The sequence below is a fragment of the Streptomyces sp. NBC_01803 genome, assembly GCF_035917415.1.
In the GTDB taxonomy this organism is placed as follows: Bacteria; Actinomycetota; Actinomycetes; order Streptomycetales; family Streptomycetaceae; genus Streptomyces.
Genome location: NZ_CP109073.1, coordinates 2,772,254 through 2,792,634, shown reverse-complemented (window position 1 = coordinate 2,792,634; position 20,381 = coordinate 2,772,254). Strand labels below are relative to the sequence as shown.

Here is a 20,381-nt window from a genome sequence, read left to right as displayed (position 1 = left end):
ACCCCGGAGCGGGCGCGCCGTAGGGTGGCGTGGTGGGCGTTCTGCGGTCTCTTCTCCTCTTCGTGCTCGCCGCGCTCTGCGAGATCGGTGGGGCCTGGCTCGTCTGGCAGGGGGTGCGGGAGCACCGGGGGTGGATCTGGGCCGGGGCGGGGGTGGTCGCGCTCGGGGTGTACGGGTTTGTCGCCACGCTTCAGCCCGATGCCGCCTTCGGGCGGATCCTCGCCGCCTACGGGGGTGTCTTCGTCGCCGGGTCGCTCGCCTGGGGGGTGGTCGCGGACGGGTTCCGGCCCGATCGGTGGGATGTGCTCGGGGCGTTGATCTGCCTCGTCGGGGTGGCCGTCATCATGTATGTGCCCCGTACACGCTGATCGGGGCGGAACCACAGGAGGCACACCGTGAGCACCCGCACCGCCGTCATCACCGGAGCCAGCAGCGGAATCGGGGCCGCCGCCGCGCGGCGGCTGGCCGGGGCGGGGTACCGGGTGGTCCTCACCGCCCGCCGCGCCGACCGGATCGCGGCGCTGGCCGACGAGCTGCGGGGGGCCGGGCAGCACGCCGAGGCGCACGCCCTCGACGTCACCGACCGGGCCGCCGTCGACGCCTTCGCCACCACGCTCGGCGCCTGCGACGTGCTGGTGAACAACGCGGGCGGCGCGTTCGGCCTGGACTCCGTGGCCGACGGCGACCCCGCCGACTGGCGGGCGATGTACGAGGTCAACGTCCTGGGCGTGCTGCACATGACCCAGGCGCTGCTGCCCGCGCTGACCGCGTCCGGCGCCGGGACCGTGCTGGTGGTGACCTCGACGGCCGGGCACGGCACGTACGAGGGCGGCGCCGGATACGCCGCCGCCAAGCACGGCGCGCACGTGCTGGCCGAGACGCTGCGGCTGGAGATCGTCGGCCGACCGGTCCGGGTGGTCGAGATCGCGCCCGGCATGGTCCGCACCGACGAGTTCTCCCTCACCCGCTTCAAGGGCGACGAGGCGCGCGCGGCCAAGGTGTACGAGGGCGTCGCCGAGCCGCTGACCGCCGACGACATCGCGGACACCATCACCTGGGCGGTCACCCGCCCGCCGCACGTCAACATCGACCTGCTCGTCGTCCGCCCGCGCGCCCAGGCGTCCCACACGAAGGTCCACCGCGAGGCATGAGCCCGGTCCTGCGCGACGGCGCCCCGCGCGAGGCCGGGCTGTCGGCCGAGGGGGTCGCGCGGCTGGTGCCCGCCGCCGAGGCGTTCATGGCCGGGCCGGAGCCGTCGTATCCCGGGTTCGTGCTGCTCGCCGCCCGCCACGGCGTCGTCGTGGCACGTGCGGCGCGCGGCTGGGCCGTCTGTCACGGGGGCGGCGAGCCGGTGCCGATGGCCCCGGACACGGTCTTCGACATCGCGTCGCTGTCCAAGCTGTTCACCGCCACCGCGGCGGTGTGCCTGGCCGAACGGGGCGCGCTCGGCCTCGACGCGCCGCTCTGGCGCGGTGTGACGGCGCGGGCGCTGCTCACCCACACCAGCGGGCTGCCGGCCGAGATCGATCTCGGCCCGTACCCGGACAACGCGGCCCGGCTGGCCGCCATCGCCGCCCAGCCGCTGACGCCGGGCCGCCGGGTCTACTCCGACCTCGGGTTCATCGTTCTCGGGGACGCGCTGGAGCGGGTCGCGGGGCAGCCGCTGGACGAGCTGGTGGCGGAGCTGATCACCGGGCCGCTCGGCATGGCCGACACCGGCTACCGCCCGGACCCGGCCGCGCGGCACCGGATCGCCGCCACCGAGGACCAGCCCTGGACCGGACGCGGCATGGTGCGCGGCACGGTCCACGACGAGAACGCCCACCACCTCGGCGGCGTCGCCGGTCACGCCGGGCTCTTCTCCACCGCCCGCGACCTCGCCGTCCTCACGCAGACGATGCTCGACGGCGGACGGTACGGGCCGGTCCGCGTCCTCGCGGAGACGTGGACGCGGACCATGCTGGGCGAGGGCCTGGGCTGGCAGCTCGACCAGCCGGGCTGGATGGGCGAGCTGGCGTCACCGACCGCGTTCGGCCACACCGGGTTCACCGGGACCAGCCTGGTCGCGGACCCGGCCACGGGCGCGCTGCTGGTGCTGCTGACCAACCGCGTGCACCCGACGCGCGCCCGGGGTACGGACAGCGCCTACCGCCGGGCCGTCGCCCGCGAACTGGCGCGGGCCCTCGGGCGTTAGAGCCGCTCGGGCGTGTGGATGCCCAGCAGCGCCATGCCCTGGCGCAGGGTGCGGGCGGTCAGCTCGCACAGGAACAGCCGGTTCTCCATGGTGGCGGTGTCGTCGGCCCGCAGCACCGGGCACTGGTCGTAGAACGTCGTGTAGTGCGAGGCCAGCGTGTACAGATATGCGGCGAGCCGGTGCGGCTCGTACGTCTGCGCCACGTCCCCGATCGTCGCGGCGAACTCGTCCAGATGCAGTCCGAGCGCCCGCTCCGCCGGGGCCAGCGGCAGCTCCGGATGGGCCGCGGCCCGGGCGCCCTCCTGCCCGGCCGCCCGGCGCAGGATGGACTGGATCCGGGCGTAGGCGTACTGGAGGTAGACGCTGGTGTTGCCGCTGAGCGAGACCATCCGGTCCAGGTCGAAGATGTAGTCCTTGGTCCGGGACGTCGACAGGTCGGCGTACTTCACGGCACCGACGCCCACCTCGGTCGACCGCTCCAGGACCTCGGCCTCGTCGAGGTCGCGCGCCTTCTCCGCGACGACCCCGGCCGCCCGCTCGACCGCCTCGTCCAGCAGGTCCATCAGCCGGACCGACTCGCCCGACCGGGTCTTGAACGGCTTGCCGTCCTTGCCCAGGACCGTGCCGAACGCCAGGTGGTGCGCCACGCCGTCCGGCAGCCAGCCGGCCCGCCGGGCGGTCTCGAAGACCATCTTGAAGTGCAGCGACTGCCGGGCGTCCACGATGTACAGCATGGTGTCGGCGTGCAGCGTGCCGATCCGGTCCCGGATGGCGGCCAGGTCGGTCGCCGCGTACCCGAAGCCGCCGTCCGCCTTCCGCACGATCAGTGGAACGGGCCGGTCGTCGGGGCCCTTGACGTCGTCGAAGAACACGCACAGCGCGCCGTCCGACCGCACGGCGACGCCGGACTCTTCCAACTCCCGTGCCAACGTGGCCAGGTCGTCGTTGTAGGCGGACTCGCCGACCACGTCCTCGTCGGTGAGGAGGACGTCGAGCCGCTGGTAGACCGCGTTGAAGTAGATCTTCGACTCGTCCACGATCTTCTGCCACAGCGCCCGGGTCTCGGGGTCGCCGGCCTGGAGGTCCACCACCCGCCCGCGCGCCCGGTCCTTGAACCCGGGGTCGGAGTCGAAGACCGCGCGCGACGCCTTGTAGAGCCGGTTGAGCCGCGACATGGCCGCGTCGCCGCTCTCCGTGCCCTCCGCGTCGTGGTCCAACTCGTGCGGGTGCTCGATCAGATACTGGATCAGCATCCCGAACTGGGTGCCCCAGTCGCCGATGTGGTTGCGCCGGATCACCTTCTCGCCACGGAACTCCATGATCCGCACCAGCGCGTCACCGATCACCGTGCCCCGCAGGTGGCCGACGTGCATCTCCTTGGCGACGTTCGGCTGCGAGTACTCGACGATCATCGTGCCGGGCCGCTCGGCGTACGGCACGCCGAGCCGGTCGTCGGCGGCCCGGGCGGCCAGCGTCGCCACGATCGCGGCGTCGCTGACCGTGATGTTGAGGAAGCCGGGCCCGGAGATCTCGATCTCCTGGATCAGCCCGGTCGTGTCGACCTCCCCGACCACGCGCCCGGCCAGCTCGCGCGGGTTCCCCTTGAGCCGCTTGGCCAGCGCCAGCAGCCCGTTCGCCTGGAGGTCCGCCCGGTCGCTGCGGCGCAGCAACGGGTCCGCGTCGGCGGCGGACTCGGGCAGCGCGGCGGCCAGCGCGTCGGAGAGGCGCTGGTGGACGGCGGTGGTGAGGGAGGGGACCGGGGTCATGACGGAAGTATCCCACGGTGCGTCGAGCCGTTTTCGGGTGGAAGGACAGCGTGGACGGGGTGGAAGAATGGCACCGACATTCCGTCAACGAAGGAAGTGCCGAACCGTGGGCCAGACGACCCCCGAGACCGACTGGGTCTCCCGACTCGCAGACGAGGTCATCGCCGAGGCGGAGCGCCGCGCCCCGGGGAAACCGGTCGTCTGCGCCTCGGGCCTCAGCCCCTCGGGCCCGATCCACCTCGGCAACCTGCGGGAGGTCATGGTCCCGCACCTCGTCGCGGACGAGATCAAGCGGCGCGGCGTCCCCTGCGAGCATCTGCTGTCCTGGGACGACTACGACCGCTTCCGCAAGGTCCCGGCCGGGGTCGACCCGTCGTGGAGCGAGCACATCGGCAAGCCGCTGACCGCCGTCCCGGCCCCGCCCGGCAGCCCGTACGCGACCTGGGCCGAGCACTTCAAGGCGCCGATGGTGGCCGCGCTGGCCGAGTTGGGCATCGAGGTCCGGGCGATCAGTCAGACCGAGCGGTACACCTCGGGCGTCTACCGTGAGCAGATCCTGTTCGCGATGCGCGAGCGCCGCCGGATCGACGCGGTCCTCGCGCGGTACCGGACCAAGCAGGCCGAGCGGGCCCCCGAGCCGGCGGACGAGACCGAGCAGGCGGCCGTCGAGGGCTCCGGCGCGGCGAGCGAGGACGACGGCAGCGCGGGTGGCGCCGGGTACTACCCGTACAAGCCGTACTGCGCGGTGTGCGGCCGGGACCTCACCACGGTCACGTCGTACGACGACGACACCACCGAGCTGAGCTACGGGTGCGAGTGCGGCCACGAGGAGACGGTGAAGCTGTCGGAGTACAACGGCGGCAAGCTGGTGTGGAAGGTGGACTGGCCGATGCGGTGGGCGTACGAGGGCGTGATCTTCGAGCCGTCCGGCGTCGATCACCACTCCCCGGGCTCGTCCTGGGTCGTCGGCGGGCAGCTTGTGTCGGAGATCTTCGGCGGGCGGCAGCCGATCGGCCCGATGTACGCCTTCGTCGGTATCAGCGGTATGTCGAAGATGTCCAGCTCCAAGGGCGGGGTGCCGATCGCGGCCGACGCCCTGGAGATCATGGAGGCCCCGGTGCTGCGCTGGCTGTACGCGCGGCGGCGGCCGAACCAGTCGTTCAAGATCTCCTTCGACGGCGAGATCCAGCGCACCTACGACGAGTGGGACGCGCTCGGTCGCAAGGTCGCCGACGGCACCGCCCAGCCGGCGGACGTCGCCGCCCACGCGCGGGCGGTGCGCACGGCGGCCGGTGAGCTGCCCGCGACGCCGCGCCCGTTGCCGTACCGGATGCTGGCCTCGGTGGTGGACATCACCACCGGGGACGAGGAGCAGACGCTGCGGATTCTCGGCGAGCTGGACCCGGAGCACCCGGTCCGTTCCCTGGCCGAGACCCGGCCGCGCCTGGACCGCGCGGCGCGCTGGGTCGAGACCCAGATGCCCGCGGAGTCCCGCACCCGGGTCCGGGAGGAGCCGGACGCCGAGCTGTTGGCGTCGCTGGACGAGTCGCGGCGGGAGTCGCTGCGGCTGCTGCTGGCCGGCCTGGGGGACCACTGGTCACTGGACGGGCTGACCGCTCTGGTCTACGGCGTGCCGAAGATCCAGGCCGGGCTGTCGCCCGACGCCAAGCCGACGCCGGAGCTGAAGGCGGCGCAGCGCGGCTTCTTCGCGCTGCTGTACCGGCTGCTGATCGGCCGCGACACGGGCCCCAGGCTCCCGACCCTGCTGCTCGCGGTCGGGGCGGACCGGGTGCGCGCGCTGCTGGGGGGCTGAAGCCGCTCCGGGCCCGAGGGGGAGCCGGCGATCAGGCGTCGCCGCCGTCGCTCGGCTTCTCCTGGTGGCCCTCGTCCTGGTGGCCCTCGTCCGCCGCGGCGTTCACGGTCGTGACCGCCTCGTGGGCGGCCGTCTCCGCGCCCGCCTTGATGTCGTCGGCGCCCGGCATGTCGTCGCCCTCGAAGCCGGCGCCGGAGTAGTCCAGGGTGAGGACGAGGTTGCCGGTGCGGGCGACGATCCGCTGCTGGCGGTACTCCTGCTCGCCCTCCTCCTCGGACTCCTTGACCACGGTGTAGCCGACCGAGGTGGCCGCGTCACCGGTCTCCGCCAGCGCGGCCGTCTCGACGTCGGCGTTGGCCTCGTCGCCGGTGACCTCCTCGACCATCTGCTGGAGGTACTCGTCGGCACGCTCGTCGCCGCTGCCCAGCGCCACGTCCGAGTCGAAGCGCCGCAGGGCGACGGTGAGGGAGCGGAACTGGTACTCGTCCAGGCCGCTCCACAGGCAGGCGCCGGACGTCTCGGTGTCCGAGGCGGTGAGGGTCTCGCCCTCCGCGGGGTCGGCCTCGGGGACCACGTCCCCGACGACGTCCTCGCCCAGCACCGAGCAGGCGTCGGGCAGCTCGGTGAATCTGACCGGCTCGGGCGTGGGCGCGACGCTCCGCGGAGCGTCGTCGGCGGTGTCCTCGCCGGATTCGGAGGAGGACGACGAGCAGCCGGCGGCGAACAGGACGGGCACGGCGGCCCAGGCCAGCGTGCGGATGGCGAGTCGGGAGGAGGTGCGGTTCATGGTGTTTCTTCGCTCCAGTGACGGGTCATTGTGCGGGTCACGGTACGCCCGCGGGCCGTTGGGGCCCGGCCGTGGCGCGCGCTCAACCGTCGAAACCACCCGCGAGCTGGCGGGCGACCTGCTGGATCCGCTGTTGAAGCAGCGCGTTGTCGAGCACGCCGCCGGCCTCGTTGGTCGAGACGACGTAGTTCACAGTGACGATAACGTTCGCATTGCGGAACGCGAGGGTGAGGTCCCGGCGCTCACCGGGATCGACGCTGGTCAGCCGGTCGTCGAGAAAAGCGACGTGACCAATGCCATCCAGGGCGCGCGAGGCGAGCGGGTCGGCGGGCGGGGTGGACACGTCGTCCGGGCTCTCCGGCACGCCCACCGTGATCCCGGCGTCCGCCGCCCGCTCCTCGAACTCGGTTTCGGCCTCGTCGTCGTCGCTGACGGCCGGGTCGTAGGAGACGATCCGCTGCAGGTCGACCGAGAGCCGGTGGCTGCCGTCCGCGGTCACGGTGTGCCACGCGCAGCGGACGCGGCGCGCGCTGTCGAACGTCGCCGCGGTCTCGCCCTCGTACGCCTCGGCGTCGCCGCCCGGCAGCAGCTCGCGGAGCGTGTCGTCGGGCACCGCGCCGCACGGCTCGGGCAGCCCGGAGTATCTGCCGGGCTGGGCCACGTTCGCCGTGCCGCCCGGGCGGCTGGAGCCCGAGGGGCCGCCGGCGCCGCCCAGCTCCGCGGAGCAGCCGGCGGTCAGCCCGCAGACCGCCGCGGCGGCCAGCGCGGCGCCCACCACGAATACCCTGCGTGCCCTGCGCTGCACGGACCGCCTCCCTCGCTCAAGCTCGCTGGTCGCTGGGGAACCATGTCTACCGCAGCGGACCCGCGAACACGAAGCGGGGTCAGGGCCAGACCAGGCAGTACGGCTGGTGGCCGGCCTCGTGCAGACGGCGGGAGAAGTCCTGCCATTCGTTGAGGAGCTTGTAGACGCCGAAGGCGTCGCTCGGGCCGCTGCGGTCGGGGACCGTGGACCAGATGAAGGCGGCGGCGCCCACGGTCTCGTCACCGACCCCGCGCAGCGGGTCGACCACGGTTGTGGGCAATTTCACCACGGCGTAGTCGGGGTGGAGCACGACCAGCTCCAGCGGGGGCACCCGGTGCAGGGGTATCCCCTCGATACCGGTGAGCACCATGGCGGCCATGGTCTCCGGCTTGATCCGGGTGAACATGCCCTGTCCCAGCTCGTCCCCGCCCAGCTCCTCGGGCCGCATCGACAGCGGCACGCGGGCGGCGGTGGCGCCGTCGGGCGCCCCGAAGTACTTGTATGTCACGGCCATTCGTCCGCCTCGGCCACGGAACTCGAAATCGCCGTTCTCCGCCGCCTTGCGACGGTGGCGCCCCCTGCGGCCACGCGCGCGCGGCACGGGCTCAGGCCCGACGCCCTCGGTGCCCTCACCGATTTCGCCACCGCGCTGCATGTCACCACCTGACTTCTCGCGACCCCCGCCGCGCGACCCGATCATCGTTTGAGACACCTCCCCTTCCAGACGGCGGCGAAACGCGCTGTCACCGAGCTGTAAGGGGCTCTGTCACCATGGACCGCGTGACTGAATCCTACGAAGCCCCAGTCTCCCAGACGCTCTTCGCTCGCGCTGCCCGCGTGACCCCCGGCGGCGTGAACTCTCCGGTGCGCGCCTTCGGCGCGGTGGGCGGTACGCCCCGGTTCATGGTCTCCGGTGCGGGTCCGTACCTGACGGACGCCGATGGCCGGGAATATGTGGATCTGGTGTGTTCGTGGGGCCCAATGATTCTCGGTCACGCGCACCCGGCCGTGCTGGAGGCGGTCCGGGCCGCCGCCGTCCGCGGCACGTCGTTCGGTGCCCCGACCCCCGGTGAGGTCGAGCTGGCCGAGGAGATGGTGGCGCGGGTGCCCCCGGTCGAGCAGGTGCGGCTGGTCTCCTCGGGCACCGAGGCGACGATGTCCGCGATCCGCCTGGCGCGTGGCTTCACCGGCCGGGCCAAGGTCGTCAAGTTCGCCGGCTGTTACCACGGGCATGTGGACGCGCTGCTGGCCGCCGCCGGTTCCGGTGTCGCGACGTTCGGCCTGCCTGACACCCCCGGCGTCACGGGCGCCCAGGCCGGCGAGACCGTCGTGCTGCCGTACAACGACCTGGCCGCCGCGCGCGCCGCGTTCGAGGCGCACCCCGGCGAGATCGCCTGTGTCATCACCGAGGCGGTGCCCGGCAACATGGGCGTGGTGCCGCCCGTGCCCGGCTTCAACCAGGGCCTGGCCGACCTCTGCGCCGCGCACGGCGCCCTGCTGATCTCCGACGAGGTGATGACCGGCTTCCGGGTCAGCCGGCAGGGCTGGTTCGGGATCGAGGGCGTGGTGCCCGACCTGATGACGTTCGGCAAGGTGATGGGCGGCGGCTTCCCGGCCGCGGCGTTCGGTGGGCGCGCCGACGTCATGGGACGGCTGGCGCCGGCCGGCCCCGTGTACCAGGCGGGCACCCTGTCGGGGAACCCGGTGGCCACCGCGGCCGGGCTGGCCCAGCTCCGGCTGCTGGACGACGCGGCCTACGCGCGCCTGGACGCCACCGCCGCCGAGCTGCGCGGCCTGGTCGGGCAGGCACTGGCCAAGGAGGGCGTGGCGCACACGGTCAGCGCGGCGGGCAACATGTTCTCGGTCTTCTTCACCGCGGCGCCGGTCACCGACTTCGCCTCGGCGAAGGCGCAGGAGGCGTTCCGCTACACCGCCTTCTTCCACGCCATGCTGGAGCGCGGCGTCTATCTGCCGCCGTCCGCCTTCGAGACGTGGTTCGTGTCGACGGCCCACGACGAACAGGCTCTGGATCGGATCGCCGCCGCCCTCCCCGCCGCCGCCCGCGCGGCGGCCGAGGCCGAGAATTCCTGACGAGCGGGAGAGCGGGAGAGCGGGAGACGCAGTGAGCGACGCCGTGGGACAGTCGGACATACCGGGTACGGATAGCGGGGACAGCGGGGACAGCGGGGACATGAGCAGCGACGAGCGGACGGTCGTCCATGTGGTGCGGCACGGTGAGGTGGAGAATCCGACCGGGGTGCTCTACGGCCGGCTGCCCGACTTCCACCTCTCCGAGCTCGGCCGGCGGATGGCCGAGCGGGTGGCCGAGCACCTCGCGGGGCGTGACATCACCCACGTCGTGGCCTCACCGCTGGAGCGGGCCCAGGAGACCGCCGAGCCCATCGCCACGGCGCACGGGCTGGAGACGGCGACCGACCGGCGGCTGATCGAGGCGGCCAACGTCTTCCAGGGCAAGACCTTCGGCGTCGGCGACGGCGCCCTGCGCAAGCCCGGCAACTGGCGGTTCCTGCGCAATCCCTTCCGCCCCTCCTGGGGCGAGCCGTACATCGAGCAGGTCGTTCGGATGAAGGGCGCCCTGGACACGGCCCGGGACGCGGCGCGCGGCCACGAGGCGGTGTGCGTGAGCCACCAGCTCCCGATCTGGGTCCTGCGCAGCTTCGTCGAACGCCGGCGGCTGTGGCACGACCCGCGCAGCCGCCAGTGCACGCTGGCGTCGCTGACGAGCTTCACGTTCGTCGGCGACGACATCGTCTCCATCACCTACACGGAACCCGCCCTCGATCTCGTCCCCGCCCATCTGCGGGCCGGTGCCAAGCCGGTCAAGGGGGCCGGTGCGAGCAAGGGATATGGGGCCTGACCAGGGAGCCATTCAGGACAAGGGGGGCGCCCAAGATCACCGTGGGGCCCATGGGAAACTTTTCACATGATCCAGTTCCGGGCTGTCAGCGTGGCCCTGGCCGGGGCCGTGGCCGGGGCGCTGGTGCTCACGGCGTGCGGCGGCGACCAGGCCGGTCCCTCCGGCGGAGACACCAACATCGTGCAGGGCACGGGTGAGATCACCCAGGTCGCCGCGACGGACCGCGAGGAGGCCCCCGACCTCTCCGGCGAGTCGGTCGACGGTGACCCGTTGACCCTCTCGGACTACCGCGGCCAGGTCGTCGTGCTGAACATCTGGGGCTCCTGGTGCCCGCCCTGCATCGCCGAGGCCGACAACTTCGTGCGGGTCGCCGAGGACACCGCGGACCAGGACGTCCAGTTCCTCGGGATCAACACCCGGGACCGGTCCCGGGACAACGCCGAGGGCTTCGAGCGCACCCACGGCGTGCCCTACCCGAGCTTCTACGATCCCGACGGCCGACTGCTGCTGGAGTTCCCGCGCGGCAGCCTCAACCCGCAGGCGATCCCCACCACCCTGATCATCGACCGCGAGGGCCGCATCGCCGCTCGCGCGCTCAAGCCGCTCACCGAGGAAGAACTGCGCTCCGCCCTTGAGCCCGTGCTCACCGAGGGATGACCCGGCCGTGGAATACAACCAGACGGTTCTCAGCGGGGCGCTCCTTCTCGCACTGCCCGTGGCGCTGCTCGGTGGCCTGGTGTCGTTCTTCTCGCCCTGCGTGCTGCCGCTGGTCCCCGGCTACCTGTCCTATGTGACCGGCGTCGGCGGCGCGGACCTCAAGGACGCCAGGCGTGGCCGGATGTTCCTCGGCGCCCTGCTCTTCGTGCTCGGCTTCTCGGCCGTCTTCGTCTCCACCGGCGCCCTCTTCGGCGGCATGGGCTCCGAGCTGCTGGAGCACCAGGAGACCCTCAGCCGGATCTTCGGGGCGCTGACGATCCTGCTCGGCGTGATGTTCGCCGGGCTGCTGCCCCGGCTGGGCGGCCGGGAGTTCCGCTTCCACGTCAAGCCCGGCGTCGGGCTGGTCGGCGCGCCCATGCTCGGTGTCGTCTTCGGCATCGGCTGGACGCCGTGCATCGGGCCGACGCTGGGCGCCGTGCAGTTCCTGGCGTTCAGCGAGGCCACGGCGGCGCGCGGCGCGCTGCTCACCTTTGTCTACTGCATGGGCCTCGGGCTGCCGTTCATCGTGGCGGCGCTCGCCTTCCGCCGTACCCTCGGCGCGTTCGGCTGGGTGAAGCGGCACTATGTCTGGGTCATGCGGCTGGGCGGCGGCATGCTGATCGTCACCGGACTGCTCCTCGTCACCGGCGCCTGGGCCGACATGGTGTACGAGATGCAGATCTGGTCCTCCGACTTCGGCGTTTGGATCTGACAGGTATGGCGGGTATGGCCAACGACAGCACGACCCAGACGGAGAGCCGGTCGGACGAGGCGACGGCCGTGGCCGGACTGTCCACCGCGCCGTCGCAGGAGGAGGAGCCGGCCGACGCGGGCACCGCCGTGCCGGGCTCGTTCGGCGGCCCGCGCGGTCCGGGCGCGCTCGGCTCGGCCCGCTGGCTGCTGCGCGAGCTGACCGGCTGGGCGCGCTGGACCTGGCGGCAGCTCACGTCCATGCGGGTCGCCCTGATCCTGCTCTTCCTCCTCGCCCTCGCCTCGATCCCCGGCTCGCTGATCCCGCAGGACGAGGTGGACGCGACCCTCGCCCAGGAGTTCCGGGCGAACAACGAGGATCTGTCCGGCTTCTACGACGGGCTCCAGCTCTTCGACGTCTACTCCTCGGTGTGGTTCTCCGCGATCTACACCCTGCTGTTCGTCTCCCTGATCGGCTGCATCGTGCCCCGGACCTGGCAGTTCATCGGCCAGCTCCGGGCCCGCCCGCCGCGCGCCCCGCGCCGTCTGACCCGGATGCCCGCGTACACGACCTGGCGTACCGACGCCGAGCCCGACCGGGTGCTGGAGGCCGCGCACGGCGTGCTGCGGCGCAAGCGGTTCCGCGTCCACCGCGACGACGGTCCCGGCGGCGCCCATGTCGCCGCCGAGAAGGGATATCTGCGGGAGGCCGGGAACCTGCTCTTCCACCTCGCGCTGATCGTGATGCTCGTCGCGTTCGCCGCCGGCCGGCTCTACTACGCCGAGGGCGGCAAGCTGATGGTCACCGGGGAGGGCTTCGCCAACTCCCTCATCCAGTACGACGACTTCGAGTCCGGTTCGCTCTTCGACGTGGACGACCTGGAGCCCTTCGGGTTCACGCTCGACGAGTTCCACGCCAACTACTCGCGCGACAGCGTCGATCTCGGCACCGCCACCGAGTTCCGCGCCGACATCCACTACTGGATGGCCGACGGCCCGGAGAAGGAGACGTCGATCGAGGTCAACCACCCGGTGCACGTCGGCGACGCCCGCATCCGGCTTCTCGGCCACGGCTACGCCCCGGTCGTCACCGTCACCGACGGGCAGGGCCAGACGGCGTTCAGCGGCCCGGTGCCGTTCCTCCCGCAGGACCAGGCGCTCAGCTCGACCGGCGTGATCAAGGTCAGCGACTACGTCGGCCCGGACGGCGAGCCCGACCAGCTCGGCTTCCAGGGCTTCTTCAACCCCAGCTTCGCTCTCGACGACGTGCGCGGGCCGCACTCGACGTTCCCCGAGCCCGACCTCCCGGTCCTCACGCTCAACGCCTACCACGGCGACCTGGGCGTCAACTCGGGCCTGCCGCAGAACGTCTACCAGCTCGACACCACGAACATGGAGCAGTTCCGGGACGCCTCCGGCGAGCCGGTCCGCTTCAATCTGCTGCCCGGCGAGTCCTTCGAGCTGCCCGACGACATGGGCACCATCACCTACGAGGGCTTCGAGAACTGGGCGACGTTCCAGATCACCACCAAGGCGGGCAACGACTGGGCCCTGGGCGGCGCGCTCACCGCTGTCGCCGGGCTCGCCCTCTCCCTGCTGCTCCAGCGCCGCCGCGTATGGGTGCGGGCGTACGCCGGGGACGACGGCCGCACCGTCGTCGAGATGGCGTCGCTCGGCCGCACCGAGTCCGCCAAGATCCCCGAGGAGCTGGCCGATCTCGCGGCCCGGCTCCAGCCGGACGCACCGCTCGTTCCCCCGGAGTCCGAAGACTCCGCCGCGTCCGGAGACCCCGCGGCGTCCGGAGACCCCGCCGCATCCGAAGACCCAGCCCAATCCGCAGCCGCGGAAGGAGCACGTCCATGATCCTCGCCGCCAACGAGGGCCTCGCCGATTTCAGCGACATGCTGATCTACGCGTCGATGGCCGTCTACGCCCTGGCGTTCCTCGCCTATACCGCCGAGTGGATCTTCGGCAGCCGCAGCAAGGTGGCCCGCACCGCCGCCGCGCTGTCGGCGTCGGAGGAGGCCGCCGCCGCGGTGGCACGGCGGCCCGTCGTCACCGTGCGGAAGAACGGCACCACCAGCGTGCTGGAACGCCCCGAGGTCGTGACCCGCTCCTCGGCCCCGGCCCGCGACGCGATCCCCGACGGTCCGGGCGCGGCGGGCGGCGACGAGCAGGGCGACATGTACGGCCGGATCGCCGTGTCGCTCACCACCCTGGCGTTCCTGCTCCACTTCGGCGGCGTGCTGTGCCGGGCCCTGTCCGTCTCGCGCGGGCCCTGGGGCAACATGTACGAGTTCTCCACCGCCTTCTCGGCCGTCGTCGTCGGCGCGTTCCTCGGCTTCCTCCTCGCCAAGCGCGACGTCCGCTGGCTGGGCCTGCCGCTGGTCACCACCGTCCTGCTCGACCTCGGTCTGGCCGTCACCGTGCTCTACACCGAGAGCACGCGGCTGGAGCCGGCGCTCGACTCGATCTGGATGTGGATCCACGTCCCGCTGGCGATCATCTGCGGCGGCCTGTTCTACCTGGGCGCGGTGACCAGCGTTCTCTTCCTCTTCCGCGACCGCTACGAGGCGAAGGTCGCCGCCGGCGGCACGCCGCGCGCGGTGACGGCGTCCGTGATGGAACGGCTGCCCTCGTCGGTCACGCTCGACAAGTTCGCCTACCGGATCAACGCGGCGGTCTTCCCGGTCTGGACGTTCACGATCATCGCGGGCGCGATCTGGGCCGAGTACGCCTGGGGCCGGTACTGGGGCTGGGACCCGAAGGAGGTCTGGGCGTTCATCACCTGGGTCGCCTACGCCTGCTACCTGCACGCCCGCGCGACGGTCGGCTGGAAGGGCCGGAAGGCCGCCTACCTGGGCATCGCCGGGTTCGTCTGCTTCATCGTCAACTACTACGGCGTCAACATCTTCTTCGACAGCCTGCACTCCTACGGCGGCGTCTGACCGGGCCGCCCCCGTCCGGCGGCGGTGTCAGCCGCCGGACGGGTTCTCGTCGTCGCCGTCGCGGCGGCGCAGCTCCTCCTCGCGGCGACGGAGGTCCTCTTCCCAGTCCTCCAGGAGCTCCTGGTCCCGCTGCCGGTCCTCGCGCCGGTCGTCCCCGCGCGGCCGTTCGTCGTTCAGCGAGCGCAGGAACTCGGGGTTGTCGTCGGGGGCGACCCAGCCGCCGGAGCCGCGGCGCGCCGCTCCGCCCCGGCCGGGGACACCGCGCTCGCGGCCCACGAAGATCCAGGCGAGCGGCCCGATGACCCACGCCAGCACGATCAGCAGGATCCAGATCAGCTTGGGGAGATGCTTGATCTCCTCGTCCTTGGAGCTGATGCAGTCCACCAGGGCGTAAATGGCCAGCGCTAGCGGCACCAGAAGAAACAGCACCCTCAGCATGGTAGTCCCCCCGGGGCGAGACGGACCGGGCCGGTGTGCGGCCCCCTTACCAGGCCAGGGTAATGCGTCCGGAATACTGACCGGCATGGCATACGACGATCTCCGTTCCCTGCTCAAGGCCCTGGAACGGGACGGCGACCTCAAGCGGGTCAAGGCCGAGGTCGACCCTCACCTGGAGGTGGGGGAGATCACCGACAGGGTGAACAAATCAGGCGGCCCGGCGCTCCTCTTCGAGAAGGTGAAGGGATCCGACCTGCCCCTGGCCATGAACGTCTTCGGTACCGACCGCCGCATGCTGAAAGCGCTGGGCCTCGCTTCGTACGGCGAGATCGGCGAGAAGATCGCCGGACTGCTGAAACCCGAGCTCCCCCAGGGATTCGTCGGAATGCGGGAGGCTTTCGGCAAGCTCGGCGCGATATCGCACGTGCCGCCGAAGAAGGTCAAGCACGCGCCCGTGCAGGAGATTGTCCTCAAGGGCGACGAGGTGGACCTGACGGCCCTGCCCGCCCTCTTCACCTGGCCCGAGGACGGCGGCTCGTTCTTCAACCTCGGCCTGACCCACACCAAGGACCCCGAGACCGGCATCCGCAACCTCGGCCTCTACCGGCTCCAGCGCCATGACCGGCGCACGATCGGCATGCACTGGCAGATCCACAAGGACAGCCGCAACCACTACCAGGTCGCCGCCCGGCGCGGCGAGAGGCTGCCGGTGGCGATCGCGTTCGGCTGCCCGCCGGCCGTGACGTACGCCTCGACCGCGCCGCTGCCCGGTGATATCGACGAGTATCTGTTCGCGGGCTTCGTCCAGGGCAAGCGGGTGGAGCTGGTGGACTGCCTGACCGTGCCGCTCCAGGTCCCGGCCCACGCCGAGGTGGTGCTGGAGGGCTGGCTGGAGCCGGGCACGATGCTGCCGGAGGGGCCGTTCGGCGACCACACCGGCTTCTACACGCCGCGGGAGCCGTTCCCCGCGCTGACGATCGACTGCGTCACGACGCGGAAGAACCCGCTGTTCCAGTCGATCGTCGTGGGCCGCCCGCCGACCGAGGACGGGCCGCTGGGCCGTGCGACGGAACGGTTCTTCCTGCCGCTGCTGAAGATCATCATCCCGGACATCGTGGACTACCACCTGCCCGAGGCCGGTGGCTTCCACAACTGCGCGATCGTCTCGATCGACAAGAAGTACCCGAAGCACGCGCAGAAGGTGATGTCGGCGGTCTGGGGCGCGCACATGATGTCGCTGACCAAGCTGATCATCGTGGTCGACGCCGACTGCGACGTGCACGATCTGCACGAGGTGGCCTGGCGGGCGTTCGGGAACGTGGACTACGCCCGCGACCTGCTGCTCACCTCCGGCCCGGTCGACCACTTGGACCACGCCTCCTACCAGCAGTTCTGGGGTGGCAAGGCGGGCGTCGACGCCACCGCCAAGTGGCCCGAGGAGGGCTACACGCGCGACGGCGGCTGGCCGTCCATGATCGTCTCCGACCCGGCGACCGCCGAACAGGTGACCCGCCGCTGGAAGGAGTACGGGCTGTGACGGCACCGGCGGTCACCGAGGGCGGCCACGGACCGTCGGGTCCCGGACGGGTCCGGGCGTTCCTCGGACTGGTGATGATCGAGCACTCCGTCTTCGCCCTGCCGTTCGCCTACATCGCCGCGCTGACGGCGATGCGGCTGGACGACGAGTCGGTGCACTGGGGCGAGCTGGTCCTGGTCACCGTCGCCATGGTCGGGCTGCGCACGTTCGCCATGGCGGCCAACCGGATCATCGACCGGGAGATCGACGCCCGGAACCCCCGCACGGCCGGGCGTGAGCTGGTCACCGGCGCCGTGTCGGTGCGCACCGCGTGGACCGGCGCGCTGGTCGCGCTGGCCGTCTTCATCGCCGCCACCGCCCTGCTGAACCCGCTGTGCCTGGCGCTGGCCCCGGTCGCGGTGGTGCCGATGGTCGTCTACCCGTACGGCAAGCGGTTCACGGACTTTCCGCACGCCATCCTCGGGGTGGCCCAGGCGATGGGCCCGATCGGCGGCTGGCTCGCGGTGACCGGGGCCTGGTCGTGGGACGCGGCGATCCTGGGCCTGGCGGTGGGCCTGTGGATCGGCGGCTTCGACCTCATCTACGCCTGCCAGGACGTGGCCGCCGACCGCGTCCAGGGCGTCCGCTCGGTGCCCGCGCGCTTCGGCGTCGCGGGCGCGCTGTACGGCGCGCGGGCCTGCCACGCCGTGACCATGGCGCTGCTGGTCTGGTACGCGCTGGTCACCGACGGCGGGCCACTGCTGTGGGCGGGGCTGGCGGTGGTCGCGGCGGCGTTCGTCTACGAGCACGCGATCGTCGGGCCGGACGACCTGAGCCGGGTCAACCGCGCGTTCTTCACGGTCAACGGCTTCGTCGGGATCAGCCTGTTCGTCTTCGCGCTGGCCGACCTGGCCGTCCGGGGGCTGGGCGTCTAGGTCGGCCGACGCGCGGCGCGGCTCAGCCGACCGTGATGGCGTCCAGCTTCGCGCGCAGGTAGACGTGGCTGTCGACGGGCTCGTGGCGGACGCGGCCGACCGGCGCGGGCAGTGACTCGACGCGGGTGCCGGGGTCGCATTCGTAGAAGTACACCAGCGACATCAGCTCCTCGGCGGGCGCGTCGGCGGGCGGCGGCAGGACGCGGTGGCGACCGGAGCGCCAGCGGTCGCCGGTCCAGCGGGCCATCAGGTCCCCGATATTGACGGTGAGCGCGGCCGGGTCATAGGGCGCGTCCTCCCACCGGTCGGTGAATACCTGGAGGCCGCCCTTGCCGTGCTGCCGGTCCAGGACGGTGACGGTGCCGAAGTCCGTGTGCGGCCCGATCCGGAACTGGCCGGGCCGCGGCTCGCCGGTCGTCTCGCGGGCCGGGTACCAGTTGAGGTTGAAGCCCCAGGTGGGGTGGCCGGTGTGGCGGGTGAACAGCTCCGCCGGCCCGCCGAGGGCGGCGGCGAGCAGCCCGAGCACCTCGTCGGACAGGGCCCGCATCCGCCCGAGATACTCCGTCACCAGCGCGCGCAACTCGGGCACTTCGGTCGGCCAGACGTTCGGCCGGAACCACTCGGCGTCCACGGCCGGGTCACCGGTCGGCTCCTCGGCGGCGAACGACCAGGACTCCTTGAGGTCGGGAGGCGTCGGCGTGCCCTCGGCATATCCGTTGGCCTCGGCTCCGGGGCCGAGCCAGCCGCGCCCGCCGACGCGGACGGCGTAGGGCTGTTTGGCCTCCTCGGGCAGCGCGAAGAACCGCCGGGCGGCGGAGCGGATGCCGGTGCGCAGGTCCGGATCGACGCCGTGGCCGGTGACGAGGAGGAAGCCGGCGGACATGAGGGCCCGGTCGACTTCGGCGGCGATGGCCCGCCGCTCGTGCGGTCCGCCCGCGCGCCAGAGGCGCAGATCGACGACGGGGATCATCCGGCGACGTCCTCGACGAAGTGGTCGAACTCGTTGTTCCGCACCCCGAGCACGAAGGCGTGCCACTTGGCGCGGGTGGTCGTGACGATCCGGTCGGGCTCGTCGGTCTGCCGGATATGGATCAGGTCCCCTTCGCCCGCGGCCACCTCGAAGCAATGCTCGTCGCTGCCGTCCTCGACCTCGGCCCGGATCCACTCCAGCCGGTCAGCGTTGATCTGGGGCATGCCCCGTCCTCCGTCCTCGTGTGACGTGCCTCTCACTCCCGCTCCGACACCTCACACGCTACTAGGGCCCGTCGTCGAAGAGGCCGCCCTGCCCCCGATGCCTGGCACGCACGCTCGCCGCGTCGCCGAATCGCCCACGTACTCCCCCCGACTCCGGCCGGGGGGAGTCATGCGTCCAGGACGATCCGGCGCCTCGCGCTCGCACGCACCAGACCCCGTGGGCGGGCCGGACGCCCCCTTTTGGAGACGGACCTCAGGGCTGTCCCGCAAGGGTGGAACCGCGCCGCATGGGTCCGACTTGAGGCTGCATGAGGCTTCTGCGCCCGCTGGCCGAATCGGCGTACATCGGTACACACTGTCCTCCGCGGCGGTGCCAGAGGGCGGCGCCGCTGGATTGCGGGACAGCCCTTCAGGCGCGTCGCGGAAGCCGGGAGAGGGACCATTCCGGCCGTGATCGAAGGCGATGCCCGGCCCCTTATGCGCCGATGTGGTGTGGCTGTCGACCTGCTCTCGAAGGCGTCCCGGAAGGGGATCGACGAGCCATCCGGCGGTTCCGCGACACGCTTGAGGCGGCGCAAGCGGCGTCCGGGGGGCCGGGAACTTCGCGGGATCAGGAGACGTCGAGGCGGTGCAGGGCGCCGCCCGCCAGGGCCCACAGGCCGGCGCCGGCCGGGGCGATCCCGTCCGCGCCGGTCAGCTCGCCTTCGAGCAACGGCTGCGGCTCGGCGACGAGGGACGTGCCGTCCAGCGGGAGGCGCCAGAGGCGGTCGGCGTCGTCCGGCACCCACAACGAGCCGGCCGCGGCGGCCAGCGCGGTCGGCGTCCCGTCCGCCGGCTCCCAGACGGTGCGGGGCTCGCCGCCTGGCACGATGGACTGGACCGCGCCCGCGTCCAGCGCCCACAGGCGGTCGCCGTCCCAGGCAAGGCCGCGCACGTCGGCGTGGCCCGAGGAGTAGACATAGGAGCCGGCGGTCGGGTTGTCGTCGGGGATGCCGCCGTCCGGCTCCATCCGCAGCACCTTGCCCGCCTGGGACTCGCCGTCCGTGGCCAGCCCCGGCTGCCCGGCGTCGCCCGTGCCGACATACAGCATGCCGTCCGGGCCGAAGGCGAGCGCGCCGCCGTTGCGGGCCTCGGCCAGCGGCAGGTCCGGGAGCAGGGTGCCGCCCGCGCTGCCCCACTGCTGGCCGTCGGCGCGGCCCGGGTAGTACCGGTGGGCGACGACACGGCTGCCGGCGGACTGTGTGACGTAGGCGAAGACGGTGACGTCGTCGGCGTCCTCGGGCGCGGGCCGCACCGCGAGCCCGAGCAACCCGCCCTGCACCGTGCCGAGGCCGGTCGTGGTCCCGTCGTCCCGACTCACCCGGGAGACGGCGCCGGTGGCCCGGGAGCCGACGAGGAGATCGCCGTCGGGCAGCTCGGCGACGCAGCACAGGCCGTCGCCCAGTCCCTCGGCCGGTGTCTCGGCGATCTCGGCCGAGCCGCGCGCGGGAGCAGGCTCCGGCTCGGGTGCCGGCTGCTCCGACTCCTCGGGCGGCGTACCCGTTTCCCCCGACTCCCGGCCGGGATCGGGGTCCTCGGATCCGTCGCCCGACGGATCCGAGGACGCCCGGGGCGCCTCCTGGTCCGCGCGGTGGGCGGCGGGCCCGACCGCACAGCCGGCGGCCAGGGCCCCCACCGCCACGACCGTCGCGACGCGACGTGCGACGCGCCATCCCCGCATG

General features: G+C 72.3%; 20 protein-coding genes. 12 read left to right on the top strand and 8 right to left on the bottom strand.

Annotated elements, in window-relative coordinates:
* The first annotated feature begins 32 nt into the window (after positions 1–32).
* Genes OIE51_RS12255 through OIE51_RS12245 form a run of 3 tightly spaced genes read left to right on the top strand, consistent with a single transcriptional unit; the run spans position 33 to position 2,194 of the window.
* Positions 33–368: a YnfA family protein gene (locus OIE51_RS12255; protein WP_326597680.1), complete on the top strand. Its 336-nt coding sequence runs from the start codon at positions 33–35 to the stop codon at positions 366–368.
* A 27-nt stretch (positions 369–395) separates the two neighbouring features.
* Positions 396–1,151: an SDR family NAD(P)-dependent oxidoreductase gene (locus OIE51_RS12250; protein ID WP_326597679.1), complete on the top strand. Its 756-nt coding sequence runs from the start codon at positions 396–398 to the stop codon at positions 1,149–1,151.
* Positions 1,148–2,194 (top strand): serine hydrolase domain-containing protein, encoded by a 1,047-nt coding sequence (locus OIE51_RS12245; protein ID WP_326597678.1) that lies wholly within the window; start codon positions 1,148–1,150, stop codon positions 2,192–2,194. The genes OIE51_RS12250 and OIE51_RS12245 overlap by 4 nt, the downstream gene beginning before the upstream one ends.
* On the opposite strand, the gene argS is transcribed toward OIE51_RS12245, so the two are convergent.
* A complete protein-coding gene (gene argS, locus OIE51_RS12240) occupies positions 2,191–3,960 on the bottom strand; it encodes an arginine--tRNA ligase (RefSeq protein ID WP_326597677.1) in 1,770 nt (589 codons plus the stop codon). The genes OIE51_RS12245 and argS overlap by 4 nt on opposite strands.
* 67 nt (positions 3,961–4,027) lie before the next feature.
* On the opposite strand from argS, the gene lysS reads away from it, so the two are divergent.
* Positions 4,028–5,773, top strand: coding sequence for a lysine--tRNA ligase (lysS, locus tag OIE51_RS12235; RefSeq protein WP_442811908.1), 1,746 nt, complete (start codon positions 4,028–4,030; stop codon positions 5,771–5,773).
* A 31-nt stretch (positions 5,774–5,804) separates the two neighbouring features.
* On the opposite strand, the gene OIE51_RS12230 is transcribed toward lysS, so the two are convergent.
* From OIE51_RS12230 to OIE51_RS12220, 3 genes are all read right to left on the bottom strand, one after another.
* A complete protein-coding gene (locus tag OIE51_RS12230) occupies positions 5,805–6,560 on the bottom strand; it encodes a DUF3558 domain-containing protein (RefSeq protein ID WP_326597675.1) in 756 nt (251 codons plus the stop codon).
* 82 nt (positions 6,561–6,642) lie between these two features.
* Entirely contained in the window at positions 6,643–7,365 is a 723-nt protein-coding gene (locus OIE51_RS12225; protein ID WP_326597674.1) for a DUF3558 domain-containing protein, read from the bottom strand.
* A 79-nt stretch (positions 7,366–7,444) separates the two neighbouring features.
* The gene (locus OIE51_RS12220) at positions 7,445–8,020 is read right to left on the bottom strand and encodes a hypothetical protein (RefSeq protein WP_326597673.1); all 576 of its coding nucleotides are present in this window, start codon (positions 8,018–8,020) and stop codon (positions 7,445–7,447) included.
* 116 nt (positions 8,021–8,136) lie between these two features.
* Between OIE51_RS12220 and hemL the strand changes: the two genes are divergently transcribed.
* The 6 genes from hemL (at position 8,137) to ccsB (ending at position 14,577) form a co-directional block, all read left to right on the top strand.
* Positions 8,137–9,456, top strand: coding sequence for a glutamate-1-semialdehyde 2,1-aminomutase (gene hemL / locus OIE51_RS12215; protein ID WP_326597672.1), 1,320 nt, complete (start codon positions 8,137–8,139; stop codon positions 9,454–9,456).
* 100 nt (positions 9,457–9,556) lie between these two features.
* A complete protein-coding gene (locus OIE51_RS12210; RefSeq protein WP_326597671.1) occupies positions 9,557–10,243 on the top strand; it encodes a histidine phosphatase family protein in 687 nt (228 codons plus the stop codon).
* A 66-nt stretch (positions 10,244–10,309) separates the two neighbouring features.
* A complete protein-coding gene (locus tag OIE51_RS12205) occupies positions 10,310–10,900 on the top strand; it encodes a TlpA family protein disulfide reductase (protein WP_326597670.1) in 591 nt (196 codons plus the stop codon).
* Positions 10,901–10,907: 7 nt separating this feature from the next.
* On the top strand, positions 10,908–11,651 hold the full coding sequence (locus tag OIE51_RS12200) for a cytochrome c biogenesis CcdA family protein (protein WP_326597669.1): 744 nt from the start codon (positions 10,908–10,910) through the stop codon (positions 11,649–11,651).
* A 14-nt stretch (positions 11,652–11,665) separates the two neighbouring features.
* A complete protein-coding gene (resB, locus tag OIE51_RS12195) occupies positions 11,666–13,492 on the top strand; it encodes a cytochrome c biogenesis protein ResB (protein ID WP_326597668.1) in 1,827 nt (608 codons plus the stop codon).
* Positions 13,489–14,577, top strand: a complete 1,089-nt coding sequence (ccsB, locus tag OIE51_RS12190; protein ID WP_326597667.1) for a c-type cytochrome biogenesis protein CcsB — start codon at positions 13,489–13,491, stop codon at positions 14,575–14,577. The genes resB and ccsB overlap by 4 nt, the downstream gene beginning before the upstream one ends.
* Positions 14,578–14,604: 27 nt before the next feature.
* Here ccsB and OIE51_RS12185 read toward each other — a convergent pair whose 3' ends face one another.
* Complete coding sequence (locus OIE51_RS12185) at positions 14,605–15,015, bottom strand: PLD nuclease N-terminal domain-containing protein (RefSeq protein WP_326597666.1); 411 nt, start codon at positions 15,013–15,015, stop codon at positions 14,605–14,607.
* Positions 15,016–15,100: 85 nt separating this feature from the next.
* On the opposite strand from OIE51_RS12185, the gene OIE51_RS12180 reads away from it, so the two are divergent.
* On the top strand, positions 15,101–16,552 hold the full coding sequence (locus OIE51_RS12180) for a menaquinone biosynthesis decarboxylase (protein WP_326597665.1): 1,452 nt from the start codon (positions 15,101–15,103) through the stop codon (positions 16,550–16,552).
* Positions 16,549–17,466: a menaquinone biosynthesis prenyltransferase MqnP gene (mqnP, locus tag OIE51_RS12175; RefSeq protein ID WP_326597664.1), complete on the top strand. Its 918-nt coding sequence runs from the start codon at positions 16,549–16,551 to the stop codon at positions 17,464–17,466. Before OIE51_RS12180 ends, mqnP begins: the two co-directional genes overlap by 4 nt.
* 22 nt (positions 17,467–17,488) lie before the next feature.
* Here mqnP and OIE51_RS12170 read toward each other — a convergent pair whose 3' ends face one another.
* The 3 genes from OIE51_RS12170 to OIE51_RS12160 form a co-directional block, all read right to left on the bottom strand.
* Complete coding sequence (locus tag OIE51_RS12170; RefSeq protein WP_326597663.1) at positions 17,489–18,436, bottom strand: isopenicillin N synthase family dioxygenase; 948 nt, start codon at positions 18,434–18,436, stop codon at positions 17,489–17,491.
* Entirely contained in the window at positions 18,433–18,660 is a 228-nt protein-coding gene (locus tag OIE51_RS12165) for a DUF397 domain-containing protein (RefSeq protein ID WP_326597661.1), read from the bottom strand. Before OIE51_RS12165 ends, OIE51_RS12170 begins: the two co-directional genes overlap by 4 nt.
* A gap of 610 nt (positions 18,661–19,270) precedes the next feature.
* Positions 19,271–20,380 carry a PQQ-dependent sugar dehydrogenase gene (locus tag OIE51_RS12160; protein ID WP_326597659.1) on the bottom strand — a complete coding sequence of 370 codons (1,110 nt, stop codon included), beginning with the start codon at positions 20,378–20,380 and terminating at the stop codon, positions 19,271–19,273.
* Position 20,381: the final 1 nt, after the last annotated feature.

Excerpts from the sequence above, each read along its gene's own strand:
- OIE51_RS12245 (WP_326597678.1), top strand. The coding sequence starts at position 1,148 with ATGAGCCCGGTCCTGCGCGACGGCGCCCCGCGCGAGGCCGGGCTGTCG.
- argS (WP_326597677.1), bottom strand. The coding sequence starts at position 3,960 with ATGACCCCGGTCCCCTCCCTCACCACCGCCGTCCACCAGCGCCTCTCC.
- lysS (WP_442811908.1), top strand. The coding sequence starts at position 4,028 with ATGGCACCGACATTCCGTCAACGAAGGAAGTGCCGAACCGTGGGCCAG.
- OIE51_RS12230 (WP_326597675.1), bottom strand. The coding sequence starts at position 6,560 with ATGAACCGCACCTCCTCCCGACTCGCCATCCGCACGCTGGCCTGGGCC.
- OIE51_RS12220 (WP_326597673.1), bottom strand. The coding sequence starts at position 8,020 with ATGCAGCGCGGTGGCGAAATCGGTGAGGGCACCGAGGGCGTCGGGCCT.
- hemL (WP_326597672.1), top strand. The coding sequence starts at position 8,137 with ATGGACCGCGTGACTGAATCCTACGAAGCCCCAGTCTCCCAGACGCTC.
- OIE51_RS12210 (WP_326597671.1), top strand. The coding sequence starts at position 9,557 with ATGAGCAGCGACGAGCGGACGGTCGTCCATGTGGTGCGGCACGGTGAG.
- OIE51_RS12205 (WP_326597670.1), top strand. The coding sequence starts at position 10,310 with ATGATCCAGTTCCGGGCTGTCAGCGTGGCCCTGGCCGGGGCCGTGGCC.
- resB (WP_326597668.1), top strand. The coding sequence starts at position 11,666 with ATGGCCAACGACAGCACGACCCAGACGGAGAGCCGGTCGGACGAGGCG.
- ccsB (WP_326597667.1), top strand. The coding sequence starts at position 13,489 with ATGATCCTCGCCGCCAACGAGGGCCTCGCCGATTTCAGCGACATGCTG.
- OIE51_RS12185 (WP_326597666.1), bottom strand. The coding sequence starts at position 15,015 with ATGCTGAGGGTGCTGTTTCTTCTGGTGCCGCTAGCGCTGGCCATTTAC.
- OIE51_RS12180 (WP_326597665.1), top strand. The coding sequence starts at position 15,101 with ATGGCATACGACGATCTCCGTTCCCTGCTCAAGGCCCTGGAACGGGAC.
- OIE51_RS12170 (WP_326597663.1), bottom strand. The coding sequence starts at position 18,436 with ATGATCCCCGTCGTCGATCTGCGCCTCTGGCGCGCGGGCGGACCGCAC.
- OIE51_RS12165 (WP_326597661.1), bottom strand. The coding sequence starts at position 18,660 with ATGCCCCAGATCAACGCTGACCGGCTGGAGTGGATCCGGGCCGAGGTC.
- OIE51_RS12160 (WP_326597659.1), bottom strand. The coding sequence starts at position 20,380 with ATGCGGGGATGGCGCGTCGCACGTCGCGTCGCGACGGTCGTGGCGGTG.